The following is a 13,762-nucleotide window of genomic DNA, read 5'->3' as shown; positions in this document are numbered from 1 at the left end:
TGGCAGCGATTAAACGGCAGCCACTTTTTCTTTAATATTTAATGTTATCCCCTGTTCACCGATAGAATCGTAATCAACTCCCTTGAAACTAGGTATAGAGGATGAAATTTCGCTAAACACATTTTCTGCTAAATCAAATTTATTTTTTATGCCAAACTCATTTCCGATAGCGGCTAAAATTTTCCAGGCAGGGCGAGAATTATACTTTTTACCTTGATTCCATCTATCAAACTTAGTTCCGAACTTATCCCAGCGGCTCATATTCATTCCATCAATTGCTCTATCCATTTCTTCGGTAATAACTGCAGGTTTAATCCTTTGAATTCTTCCTTGAACATTTACAAATGTACCATGCTTTTCAGCATATGTTGAAGCCGGCAGAATTATGGTCGCGTATTCAGATGTTAAATTTTTATTTGAAGCGATTTGAATTAATAATCCAAGTTTAGTTAAAAGCTCTTTCCATTCTTCATTCACAGAACATAAATCATCATTGAGAATAACTAGTGCTTTAATTTTCTTCTCCTTTATTTGAAGAGCCAAAGTTGATAGATCGGCACTAGCTTTTAAACCTACCAATTTTGCTCCGGCACTGTTTGGCGATTTATCTTCACAAATTAAAATATCATCTTTATCGCCGGGGATATTAAATTCAAGAAATTCTACTTGAGAAGAGCCAAACTGTTTTGCCAATTTTTGAATTAGATAGTTCTCTTCAACAGTAGCGAAAGCTGATCCTATAAAACTTACTTCTCCCTTTTTAAATTCTTTAATTTTATTTACCGTAATAGGAATAATTTCATCCCATGTAGAATCGGTTAGGTTACCATCAATTCTAATTGCCGGATTAACAAATCTAGTTTCGGCATTAACAAATTTAAATGTATTCAATCTTCCATTATCACACATCCAGTAACTATTAACCTCATCATTTTGGCGGGGGGTTAATCGTAATATTTCATTGTTGCGAACCCAAATTTCAATATTGCATCCGCGAGAGCATCCAACACAAATTGAGTTTGTTGAGGACATCTCCCACACTCTCGATTTAAAGCGAAAATCGTTATTAGTTAATGCGCCAACCGGACAGATATCTACAGTATTAAGAGTGTAAGGATTATCGAATGATTCACCCGGGAATGTTGTAATTGTAACTTTATCACCCCTTTTGGTAAATGTAAGTTGATTCTCTTTGGCGATTTCATCTGAAAATCGGATACATCGAGAACAGGAGATACATCTTTCACCATCAAATTTTATATGTGGACCGAGCTGAACTCTTTTTTCTTTTCTCTGTTTTATCTCTTCAAATCTACTTTCACCTACGCTGTGTTGATAAGCATAATCTTGAAGCTTGCATTCGCCAGCTTCATCGCAGATTGGGCAATCCAACGGATGATTAATTAAAATGAATTCCATCACCGCGTTTCTAGCTTCGAGAGTTTTCTGCGATTTTGTATGTACCACCATTCCATCGGTTGATAAAGTAGCGCATGAAATTGCAAGTTTGGGCATCTTCTCTATTTCAACGAGGCAAACCCGGCAATTACCTGAAACCGATAAACTTGGATGCCAGCAGAAATGAGGGATTTCAATTCCAGCCTGGCGCGCGGTTTCTATTACAGTTTGACCCTGTTTAAATTCTATCTGTTTTCCGTCAATAGTGATTGTCGGCATATTTCATTTCCTTTAAGCTGCTTTTGAGAGCAATAAATTTTTTTGAGACAAAATTACTCTTGTTAGAGTACCATTTTCAAATAATTCGTTAGCAAAATTTATAATTTCTTTTTTAGAAACCGCATTAATTTTATCTATAGTTTCTTGTGTACTTTTAATTTTACCGAAATAAATATATGATTGGGCGATTCTCATCTGCCGGTTATTTACACTTTCGAGGCTAAGAAGCATATTGCCAATCAAATATTGTTTTGCGCGATCAAGTTCTTCGTTTGATACCATTTTGGTTTTAATCTTTCTGATTTCCTCATAAACCAATTTTTGAGCTTTATAAAAAGTTTTTTCATTTGTGGAAAGATATACCCCAAAGGTGGACATATCATAAAATGAATTAAGGAAAGAATTAATTTGATATGTAATGCCATTCTCTTCACGCAATTTTTGAAAAAGTCTGGAACTGCTTCCTTCTCCAAGTATATGGGACATTACACTGAGTACCACTCTCTCTTTATCTTTATAACCATAAGTAGGTTTACCGAGTATAAAGTGGGTCTGCTGGGTTTCTTTTTCTACAAAAAAATCGTTCGAAGGTTGAAGAATTATATTTCGCTTTTTACCGTTCGTGGATTTGAATTTTTTAGTAACAAATTTTTTCGCGAGTCTGATTAACTCATCGTGTTCAACATTACCGCTGGCTACAATAAACATTCTGTCCAACGTATAATTTTCATCAACATATTTTTGCAGATCTTTTCTTCTAAATTTCTTTAAGTTATCAACAGTACCAATAATAGGCATACCAATTGTGTTGCCACTGAACACAGTGCTTTCAAACCTATCAAAAATTAATTCTTCAGGTGAATCCTCGATATCGTAAAGTTCATCAATTACAACACCCGATTCTTTAGAAATATCGGAAGGCCTAAATAAAGAATTTTGAACCATGTCTGCTAATACTTCAAATATTCTGGGGAGATGAATATTGAGTCCCCTGCCATAAAAACAAGTATGTTCTTTTGAGGTGAAAGCGTTTAAATAAGCTCCCAAAGATTCAACATCTTCAGCAATTTTTTTTGCCGACCTTTTTACAGTTCCTTTAAAAAACATGTGTTCTAAAAAATGGCTTATTCCATTTACATCTTCGGTTTCATCCGCGGAACCTACATTAAACCAAAATCCCAACGAAAACGAGTTTACAAACTTTATTCTCTCAGATATAACTTTTATGCCATTATCCAGGGTAGTTATCTTGATATTTTTGAGCGACAAATAATTTCCATTAATAATTGGTGCAAATATAAGTAATTGTTCGTAACAACTTTATGGGAAAATTCTCTTCTATTGCAAAGAATTAGCAATAGACTAACATTAAGTTTAAATGTTACATTTAATTTCAAATAGAGAAATTATAAACATGAAATTAGGCAATTAAATTATTTCGATTCTCATCAGAGAAGATCATGCATCGATTCAGATTGAATTATTTATTCTACTTACCTATTTTACTTTTGAAATGCCTATATCAATAATATCGGCTATAATAATTCCAAATTGATTCGATAATTATTTATAAAACTATATTATATCAAACTTTTTAAGCTATACTGACTAATGATTCGAAATGTTAAAGGAAAAGTTTTTGTAGTTGATGATACCCCCTCAACCGTGGGTTTATTAAGAGAAACACTTGAGCAGGAGGGCTATCGGGTATTTATTGCTACCAGCGGCGATAAGGCAGTTGACCGGGTCGAGCAAATAATGCCGGATGTAATTCTGCTGGATGTACTGATGCCGGGGATTGATGGATTTGAAACGTGCAGAAGATTAAAGAGTAATGAAAAAGTAAAAGATATACCTATTCTTTTTATGACCGGTTTGAGCGCAATTGAAAGTAAAGTTAAAGGATTTCAGGTTGGGGCTATAGATTATGTAACAAAACCAATTGAAATTGATGAAGTTTTATCAAGAATTAGAACCCACATCTCGCTAAAAAAAATACAGACAGAGCTGCTCTCCAAAAATGTTGAACTCCAAAATGAAATTAACGAAAGAGAAAACGCTGAAAATAAAATTAAAGAACTAAATCAAAACTTAGAAAAACGGGTAAATAGTCGAACTCAAGAGCTCGCCAAAGTTAATCGAACTCTTAGAATTTTAAGTGATGTAAACCATTTGATTGTTCGTTCAAATTTCGAAGAAGAATTATTAGAAAGCGCCGTAAAAATAATTATTGATTCTGCCGGTTATAAAAATGCCCTATTTGGGATTTTAGACTCAAAATTATATTCTATGAAGATATGGTATAAAGAAGCAGCACCATCTCAAGAATATAAAGAAGAATCAATATCTATAGGAAGAATTGATGTTGATGAATTGAACAATTTAGGATTCTTTAAAGGAAATCTGATAACTTCGGAGAAGCTGGCATCAGTTACAAAAATATTTAATAATGGATTTAAGAATTTCATTTTACTCCCCCTTCTGCATTACAACACCAGAGTGCCATTCATCATAATTTATTTTGAAGAAAATTTTTTGCTAGATAAAGATGAATTAATAATGCTGACTGAAGTTGCAGAAGATTTATCGTTCGGTTTTAAATCATTAAAGGAAAGGTCAGAGTTAGAAGATGCAGACAAACAATTAAGGGAAACTGAAATACTCTTTCAGCAAGTTTCGCAACAGAGCCAGGTTGTGGTTTGGTCGGTTGATAAGGAGGGTAATTTTCAATTTATAAGTGAAACTGCTTTCAAAGTATTAGGATTCCGACCTGATGAAGTGCAGAGCAAAATGAATTTTTTTGATTTTGTTCCGGATGATGATTCTGATGAAATAAAAAAGTTTGTTAGAAAATTAATTATTCAGCGAAAAGAGGTACGGGACCATGAAGTTAAACTTCTAACAAAATCCAAAAGTATTATTTGGGCATCCTGTTCCGGTTTCCCGATTTTTGATAAAAATGGAAAATTTTGTGGAGGCAGAGGATCTCTTCTCAATGTTACTGAACGTAAAAAAATGATTGATGAATTAATTAATTCTAAAGAAGTAGCTGAACACGCTAGCAGATTAAAAGATACATTATTGTCAAACCTCTCGCATGAATTCCGGACTCCACTTAATGGAATTTTAGGTTTTGCTCAATTATTGGAGGAAGATGGAGGCTCGGATCCAATTAAACTTATGGGTTCTAAAATCAGATTATCCGGGTTGAGACTTCTAAATACTCTTAACTCTGTTCTAACTTTAACTGAGTTAGAAAGCAGAAGAAGCAGTTTGAGTATTACCGAGTTTAATCTGGTGGAACTTCTCTCGGAAATTAAAGTTTCTCTCCATTCACTAATTATGGAACATGAACTATCATTTAATATCGAATCTGCTGAAGAGTTAGTCGAGATTATTTCTGATGAATCACTTCTCAGAAAAATGATTTATAATATTGCCGAAAATGCGGTAAGGTTTACACACTCCGGTGGAGTTAGAATTAAAGTCACAGTTTCTACTGTAACCGGGCAAAATGATTTTGTTACAATCGCAATTATCGATTCGGGCATTGGGATTAAAAAAGAAGATCATAATCTTATCTTTAAAGAATTTAGACAAGCAAGCGAGGGATACCGCCGCCATTATGAAGGGCTAGGACTCGGCTTAAATATTTCACAAAAAATTGCCGAAATACTAAAAACAGAAATTACATTAGAAAGTGAAGTTGGAATCGGCTCAACTTTTACACTCAAGATCCCGAGACAAATTGGAGAAATAAAAGATGGGAGTAATTCTTCTAATCCCTCAAATAAAGAGGAGAGCGCAGTGCCAAAATTAGTTAACGAAATTATGGTAATTGAGGATAACCCGATTAATGCAGAAGTACTTCAATGGTTTCTTTCAAAATTCGGAAATGTAACAACTTCTATGAATGGAGAAACAGCTTTATCATTATCAAATGAAAAAATCTATGATCTTTTTTTAATAGATATCAATCTTGGCAAGGGAATGGATGGAATTGAATTACTTAATAAATTGAGAATCAATCCTCTTTATCAAAATACTCCGATGGTAGCTGTTACCGGTTATGCATCAGACTTAAACAAGAAAGAACTTATCGAAAAAGGATTTAATCATTTTCTTGCAAAACCTGTCGCAAAAAATGAGGTTATAAACCTTGTTAAGGATATTTTTAATATAGAATAGGTTATAAAATTCTTCGTGACGCCTCAAATAATAGATAAATATAAATAGAGTTAATATGGTTAACTATTCATCAAATAATTTTTTAGTAAAAGCCAATCTTATTTTGTTGATTATTCTTTTAACAAATATCAACGCTCAACAGCCTCGTTTTAAATTTGAAAACTTGACAACAAATGATGGACTTTCGCAAAATATTATTACAACCATTTTTCAGGATAGCAGAGATTTTTTATGGGTTGGAACCTCCGACGGCTTAAATAGATTTGATGGTATTAACTTCAAAATTTATAAATCAGATTTAGTTGATACATCAACTCTTCAAGGGCATAATTTCAGTCAATTAGTTGAAGATAAAGAGGGAAACCTTTGGATCGGTTCGTATGGAGGAGGACTAAATAAATATATTCGTAAGCAAGATAAATTCAAAAGATATAATTCAGATCCAAGATTCAAAGACAATTTACTTTGGGATAGAATTAAAGCTTTAACTTTTGATAAAGACGGTTATTTGTGGATTGGCAGTGAGGGGGGGCTTCGGAAGATGAATATTAAAAATGGAGATCAACGAGTAATAAACATCAATGCAACTAATCCTGATAGCCTGAGTGAAAAAAACATTAGAGCACTTTATACCGACAGAGAGGGGAAAATTTGGATTGGGACCGCCAATGGTGTATTTATTTACCATCCTTTGAATAAGAAATTTAGAAAATATCTTCCCAGTACTATGAATATAAAATCATTGGCAACAAACTACATAATTTGCTTTGAGGAAGATAAAGATGGTGTAATGTGGGTTGGGACAACCGGAGGGTTCCATAGATATAATAAAGAGAGTGACGATTTTACAAGATATCTCCCTATTCCGAATAATCCCTACTCCATCAATGATTCTGATATAAGAGGCATACTTGAAGATAGAAATGGAAATTTATGGATTGCGACATCAAATGGTGGAGTTAATCTGTTTGATAGAAAGAAAAATATATTTTATCATTATCAAAAAAATCCTTTTAATTCTCAAACGTTAAGCAGTGATATAACAACTTGGCTTTTAGAAGATAGAACTGGTATTCTGTGGATTGGTACCTACGGGGGCGGATTAAATAAACTGAGCTTTAAAAAATCACAGTTCGAGACATATAGAACTGAACCCAATAAAACTAAGGCTCTCACCAATAATAATATCATGCACTTTTTGGTTGAATCAAAAAATCAAATTTGGGTTGCCACTTATGGAGGTGGACTAAATAAATTGGTACGCAGCTCAAACGGCGATAGATTCATTAATTACAGACATGATGCTGGAAATCCCGAGAATAGTTTACTAAGCAATAAAGTTAGAACTCTTGCTTATGATAATTATAAAAATATATGGGTTGGAACTGAATATGGTATTTCGAGAATAGATAAAGCTTCGGGAAAATTTAAGAACTACACAAATTTAAATAGCAATCTAATAAGTAATACTGTGTTTTCATTAGTAGTCACAAATAATAATGATCTATTAGTGGGAACATATGGCGGTGGACTAAGCTTCTTAGAAAAATCCACTGATAGATTCATCAATTACACACACAATCCGAATAATCCAAAAACAATTTCATCAGATATTGTTTGGTGCATTCTTGAAGACAGTAAGAAGAGAATTTGGGTTGGTACCGAAGCCGGATTGAACTACTTTGATCGACAAAAAAAAGAATTCGTTCATTATAAGTATGACCAAAAAAATCCAAAAAGTATTAGTGATAATACCATATTAATAGTATTCGAGGATTCTAAAGGAAATATTTGGATAGGCACTACACAGGGTTTGAATAAGATTATTGGCGATATAGAGAAAAATAGAGACATAAGCTTTTTAAAGTATTCTATAAAAGATGGTTTACCTGACAAAAATATTCAAGGAATTGTTGAAGATGATAAAGGGTTCTTTTGGATAAGTACAAATAAAGGTATTTCAAAGTTTGATCCAATAAAGGGAACATTCAAGAATTATAATACTGATGACGGATTACAGAGTGATGGATTTTCGGTAGGTGCCTGCGCGAAAATAGAGGAAACGGGAGAACTTATTTTTGGTGGTGAAAATGGATTTAATTTATTCTACCCCCAAAATGTGAGTGATGATGAATTTACTCCTAAAATTGAGATAACACAGTTATTAATAAATAATCAATTAGTTACACCTGGTAGTTCGCAATTTGGTAATATTCTTCAATACTCAATTGGAGAAACCAAAGAGTTTGAACTCCCCTATTATATAAACGATATAGCTTTTGAATTTGCAGCGCTTCATTTCGCAAATCCCAAAAACAATCAATATTCTTATTTTTTAGAGGGATTGGATACTAACTGGAATTACATCGGTAAACGAAGATTTGCATCTTTCACTAATTTACTTCCCGGCGAATATGTATTTAGAGTCCGCGGCTCAAACCATAATGGGTATTGGAATCAAACCGGTGCTTCTATAAAAATAATTATCACACCCCCCTTCTGGTTAACATGGGTTTTTAGAATTTCTGTGTTAATATTTTTATTTACTTTAATCTATGTGGGATACAAAACAAAAACTAAAAACATTAAAAAAAGAAATAAACAGCTTGCCATATTAGTTGATGAAAGAACAGATGAATTACAAAAAAGTAATAAAACTCTTGAGGATGAAATTGTTGAAAGAAGAGTGATAGAAGAAAAACTTATAAAATCAAAAGAAGAAGCAGAGGCGGCTAATAAAGCTAAAAGTGAGTTCCTAGCCAATATTAGTCATGAATTAAGAACTCCGCTTAATGCCATTTTGGGGTATACTCAAATATTGAGAAAGCAGAACAACTTGACTGAGAACCAGAAGGATCAGTTAATAACAGTCCAGCAAAGCGGCGAACATCTCCTCACTTTAATTAATGACATTCTGGATTTAAGAAGAATTGAAGCACATAAAGATAGTGTACTCTCAATCGAATTCAATTTTAAAATGTTGATTGAGGAGGTAATTAGCACTCTTAGAGTGAAAGCAATAGAAAAAGATCTTACTTTTAATTATGAAGAAGTTACTGATCTTCCAAATTATATTATCGGCGATCCTAAAAAAACGAAGCAAATACTTTTAAATCTCCTTGGAAATGCTATTAAATATACTAGTAAAGGTAGCGTTACATTTAAAACTTCTTGCCAAGAATTTGTACATGCCACCAAACTATCGCGTGAAACTCCATTTACCAAGGCACGAATAATCTTTGAAGTAATTGATACAGGTCCAGGGATTGAGGAAAGTAAACTAGACAAGTTATTTCAACCTTTTATTTCTCGTGAAGAAGCTTCTTCAGAAATTGAGGGAACCGGGCTTGGTTTGGCTATAACTAAAAAGATAGTAGAATTGCTGGATGGATATATTTCAGTAAAAAGTAGTGTTGGTAACGGAACTACTTTTTCGGTGGAACTTGAGTTTGAAGTTTCACAGAATAAAAATGTTACTCAAATTAGAACGGAATCGAATATCATTGGTTATTTGGGGGAACGCAAAACTATTCTTTTAGTTGATGATAATTTAATTAATACAAATATGTTAACTTCGGTTTTAGAGCCCTTAGGGTTTAATATAATCACAGCGTTTAACGGCATGGAGGCAATTCAATACATAAAAAATAAAAAACCCGATTTAATGCTAATCGATCTATTGATGCCCGATCTTGACGGAATACAAACAATGGAAATAATTCGAGAAGATAAATCCCTCTCTACTTTGAAATCAATCGGGGTTTCAGCCGCTGTAGCCGATGCGTTGAGAATGGAAAAATTCGAAAAATTATGTGATGATCTTGTCTCAAAACCAATAGAAACTAATAGATTGCTTGAAGTTATAGAAAAATACTTAAATCTAACTTGGATTCTTGATCAGGATATAAATTTAACATTAGCCTCAACAAGGCAAAAACCGAAAACAAATATCAATGAAATTGTTAAACCACCACAAGATATTATTGAGAGAATTATTAAACATGTTGGGTTGGGGGATTATGGATCGATCGATAGCATACTAAATGAATTGTCTACCGAAGAAAAATATATTCTATTCGTGAATAAAGTTAAGGAATTGTCGAAACAATTTGATGAAGAATCGATAATAAAACTTTGTAGCTAACTATTCAGCCATTAGCTATAAACTAATGGCTGCAAAATATTATCCAATATACCGCTGATGAAAATCTCCAATTGCTTTGTATGCCTTTTCCAGTATCTGTTCCTGAGCAAGAAATACAATACGGAAGTGATTAGTACCTGGAACCTGGCCAAAACCATTTCCTGGGACAACCACAACTCCGGTTTCCTGAATTAATTTTTTTGTCCAATCTTCATCATCCTTAATACCATGAATTTGAGGAAATGCGTAGAAAGCTCCTTCTGGCGCTACACAAGTTATCCCACTAATTGAGTTCATCATTTCAACCGTTAAATTTCTTCTTGTTGTAAGTTTTTTCATTGCCACTTCAAGGTGCGATTGATCTCCCAATAATGAGGGGGCAATTCCATACTGTTCGGGATGATTGGCACTCAATCGTGATCTCAATAATTTATTAATTGCTTCAACATAATCTGCTAAAGTTTCTCTAGCACCGCTTACTATCCCCCATCCAATTCTAAATCCGGGGACCATATAGTTTTTAGACAACCCGCCGAAAGTAATCATTGGTACTTCAGAATCGAGTGAGGCAATTGAGACATGTTTTTTACCATCCATTAATAATTTATCGTAAATCTCATCTGCAAAAATTACAAGGTTATTTTCTCTCGCGATTTCAATGATCTGTTTTAAAGTTTCCAAGGAGCAGTTTGAACCGGTAGGATTATTAGGATTAATTAGTATTATACCCCTCGTTTTTGAGTTTACTTTACTTTTAATATCCTCTATGCTGGGCTGCCACCCGTTAGATTCATCAAGATAGTAGGGATTTTCCATAGTTTGAAGTTTACTTTGAATAGCGGTGTAGAGTGGATAGCCGGGTGTGGGGGTTAAAACATTTTCCCCATCATTTACCAAAGCGGTTAAACATATATCTATTGCTTCACTGGCTCCAGTAGTAATAAATATATCCTGAATATTTGAGATACCCTTTTTTTCCGCTTCCTTCGAAACTGCATCAACTGCTACTTTTATTCCCGAAGAAGGAGCGTATCCATTTTTATTATTCAACATAGCCTTATAAGTTTCTTCAATAAGGTGTGTCGGCGGTTCCCAGTCAAATAAATTGGGATCACCGATATTTAAGTAGAGCATCTCTTTTCCGCTCTTTGCCACTTCATTCGCTAAAACAACAATGTCTCTAACAGCGTAAGTTATGTTATTCGTACGCACCGCAGGTTTAACAGAAAATTTTCCCATTACTCACTCCAAAATTTCATTCTTTGAAAGAAAAATTAATCTTTTGCGATAAGAAGCGCAAAATATTGTGAGGATATTTAATGGCTAAACCTATCACAATAATGATTTTTATCTATTAAATATTTTGTTATTTCATCAAAATCATTTTTTTAACTTGAATAAAATTGCCGGCTTGCAGTTTATAAAAATAGATTGAGTTGGAGAGTGGTCTTTCTTTATCAAATTCCTTTATGGAAAATTTTATGCTGTAGTTACCCGGCAATTTTGCTTCATTAACTAGTGTGGCTATTTCTCTCCCTAGAATGTCATAAACCCGTAGAGACGTCATAACTTGTCTCGATTCTTCGGGATATGAGGTCTCTACACCAGACGGGACAGAATATTTTATTGTTGTTTCTGGATTAAATGGATTAGGATAATTCTGTTCTAGTATAAATTGTTGTACTCCATTTATATTAACCTCAACTATATCACTATACTCGAACTGACCATCAAAATCTATTTGCTTCAACCTGTATTGAAGCATTGCTGGTAAATAAAAATTAGTGTTTTTAAGAATATCTGTAAATGAGTATTTTTTTGGTGAGTTTGAGTTTCCATGCCCTTGAACAAAACTAATTTTTTGCCAACCCTCAGAATAAAGATTAGTTCCGAGTACTCTTTTCTCTATATCAAATCCATAATTATTTATTTCAGTGGCAGTCTGCCAGCTTAGTACAACTTCTTTATTTAGCAATAACCCATTAAAATAGGTGAGTTGAACAGGTAAAGCTGATTCATTTTCAATAATAATATCATCAATTGTAATTGCCGATCCTACAGTCCAAGAACTATTTGTGTAAAATTTAAATCGAGATAAGTTTTGATTCGGATTATCAACAATTATTTCATCAAATTCTTTTGTGGTTCCAACCCAAATATCCGCTTTATTATCCTCTATTGATTCATAATTTCCGTTAGGTGCCAAATAGGATAGCGTTCCACCCGAATTATTTAGTACCCATAAAATATTTTGTGAACCTGAATAAGTATTGTTGCCCGTCTTTCCATTGGTCACATCTCTAATTTTGAATTCCCCCTCATTACTTGTTGTATTAAAAGAAATCCTCCCAAAAAGATTGCTTATTGTAGGAGTTGTACCAGAATTTACAACATCTGACCCTACTGCTAAAGCGAACACATTAGTCCCAGCAGAACCGCCCGAAACCAAAAAATTAAATTGAATTTTTAATGCAGATGGAGAGCTAGCAAAGTCAACATTTCTCTCCGCATAGGCCACTGTAGTTGATGTCCCCAATCTTCTAAGAAACAACTTATTGTCAGCAATTTTCACTTCTGAGTTTTCGTTTGTAGTCGAAATATTTCTGAACTGATTTGAAGTAGGTGTAACGCTAAAATAGTCTGTAAGAATTGAGCTGCTGTTAAAGTTTTGATTAAATAGTTGTGCATTGGTTTGCACCGAAGTAATTAATAACACTAATGATACTATACCCCCTTTGCATTTCATTTTAACCCCCGGTTAGTTTTGTTAAGATTACTTTTCTAAAATATTCATACCTCTCTCAGAATATTGATGGAGAAAAAAGATTCGATTATTTGTTTTAAATTTTAGCGTTAGAATAGATGAATCAGACTAATTAACAAGAAACCCCCAGCCCCAATTTAAGAAGCTGCATTTCCTTTACTGTTTGTATCAGAAAATTCAACAATGCTTAAATGTTCTTCGGTTTTAGATGCTTCTACCGAGTTGTTTTGTACCCGTCAATCCCGAGATAAAAATATTTTTTAATAGTCATTTTGTGGATTAGTATTGGCTTGGTATAAACTTATAATTTTTCCCGATAAAAAAGAAGAGCCAGGCAATGAAAAAAGCTTTTTATAAAAATTCATTTTTGCATCGGATGACCGTGAGTTTTTCGCAAATAATATTACATAAAAAGTAATTAGGATCAATTGCAAATCAAGTAAAATTGACTTATTCACTTCATAATATTTTTCAAGGAATATTAAATTTTCGATACCGGAATTGCGTGTCCCAAATAACTGCCAAATACCGGTAATCCCCGGTTTAGTGGTAAAGTTTTCGCGGATTAAATATTCAACTGGATGTTTTTCTTTAATTATTTGGATATCGCTTGGCATTAAAGGTCTAGGACCAACGAAACTCATCTTTCCAGTGATCACATGAAATATTTGAGGCAATTCATCAAATCCGGTTTTTCTTAAAAAGGAAGTAAATCTTGAAAAATTATAATGTTCGCTTGTTAAAAGAAAGGTATGCTCTTCATGATTCTGTTTATTAACATCTATATTTTTTATAGTCTTTAACTTTAGCATCCTAAAATAATTATTTCCGAAAGTGATGCCTCTATATTGCAAGAAAAAGGGATTTTCTCTAAACATAAATAAAAGAATAAATGCAAAAAAAAGGGTAAGTATAGAAGCGGGGATTATAAAGAGTAATAATAGAAAATAATCCATAATAATTTTACTGAATTTGGATTTCATATTAAT

The 13,762-nt window shown here is 33.3% G+C and carries 7 protein-coding genes; 2 read left to right on the top strand and 5 right to left on the bottom strand.

Annotated features, from left to right (window positions below):
- Positions 1-9 precede the first annotated feature (9 nt).
- Positions 10-1,677: a (2Fe-2S)-binding protein gene (locus KF816_05610; protein MBX3007492.1), complete on the bottom strand. Its 1,668-nt coding sequence runs from the start codon at positions 1,675-1,677 to the stop codon at positions 10-12.
- A 12-nt stretch (positions 1,678-1,689) separates the two neighbouring features.
- Entirely contained in the window at positions 1,690-2,964 is a 1,275-nt protein-coding gene (locus KF816_05605; GenBank protein ID MBX3007491.1) for an insulinase family protein, read from the bottom strand.
- Between the two features lie 324 nt (positions 2,965-3,288).
- On the opposite strand from KF816_05605, the gene KF816_05600 reads away from it, so the two are divergent.
- Together KF816_05600 and KF816_05595 are read left to right on the top strand one after the other, a co-directional pair.
- The gene (locus KF816_05600) at positions 3,289-5,865 is read left to right on the top strand and encodes a response regulator (protein MBX3007490.1); all 2,577 of its coding nucleotides are present in this window, start codon (positions 3,289-3,291) and stop codon (positions 5,863-5,865) included.
- A gap of 55 nt (positions 5,866-5,920) precedes the next feature.
- On the top strand, positions 5,921-10,009 hold the full coding sequence (locus KF816_05595; protein ID MBX3007489.1) for a response regulator: 4,089 nt from the start codon (positions 5,921-5,923) through the stop codon (positions 10,007-10,009).
- 39 nt (positions 10,010-10,048) lie between these two features.
- Here the strand turns inward: KF816_05595 and KF816_05590 are convergent, their stop codons facing one another.
- The 3 genes from KF816_05590 to KF816_05580 all read right to left on the bottom strand — a co-directional run bounded on the left by KF816_05590 (position 10,049) and on the right by KF816_05580 (position 13,756).
- Positions 10,049-11,248, bottom strand: coding sequence for an aminotransferase class I/II-fold pyridoxal phosphate-dependent enzyme (locus KF816_05590; protein ID MBX3007488.1), 1,200 nt, complete (start codon positions 11,246-11,248; stop codon positions 10,049-10,051).
- A 127-nt stretch (positions 11,249-11,375) separates the two neighbouring features.
- Complete coding sequence (locus tag KF816_05585) at positions 11,376-11,774, bottom strand: T9SS type A sorting domain-containing protein (protein ID MBX3007487.1); 399 nt, start codon at positions 11,772-11,774, stop codon at positions 11,376-11,378.
- Between the two features lie 1,259 nt (positions 11,775-13,033).
- The gene (locus tag KF816_05580) at positions 13,034-13,756 is read right to left on the bottom strand and encodes a sugar transferase (GenBank protein ID MBX3007486.1); all 723 of its coding nucleotides are present in this window, start codon (positions 13,754-13,756) and stop codon (positions 13,034-13,036) included.
- Positions 13,757-13,762 lie beyond the last annotated feature (6 nt).

The sequence above is a fragment of the Melioribacteraceae bacterium genome, from assembly GCA_019638015.1.
In the GTDB taxonomy this organism is placed as follows: domain Bacteria; phylum Bacteroidota; class Ignavibacteria; order Ignavibacteriales; family Melioribacteraceae; genus JAHBUP01.
This window is presented reverse-complemented; position numbering and strand designations above follow the sequence as displayed.

Coding starts and splice junctions, on each gene's coding strand:
- KF816_05610 (MBX3007492.1), bottom strand. CDS start 1,677: ATGCCGACAATCACTATTGACGGAAAACAGATAGAATTTAAACAGGGT.
- KF816_05600 (MBX3007490.1), top strand. CDS start 3,289: ATGATTCGAAATGTTAAAGGAAAAGTTTTTGTAGTTGATGATACCCCC.
- KF816_05595 (MBX3007489.1), top strand. CDS start 5,921: ATGGTTAACTATTCATCAAATAATTTTTTAGTAAAAGCCAATCTTATT.
- KF816_05590 (MBX3007488.1), bottom strand. CDS start 11,248: ATGGGAAAATTTTCTGTTAAACCTGCGGTGCGTACGAATAACATAACT.
- KF816_05585 (MBX3007487.1), bottom strand. CDS start 11,774: ATGCTTCAATACAGGTTGAAGCAAATAGATTTTGATGGTCAGTTCGAG.
- KF816_05580 (MBX3007486.1), bottom strand. CDS start 13,756: ATGAAATCCAAATTCAGTAAAATTATTATGGATTATTTTCTATTATTA.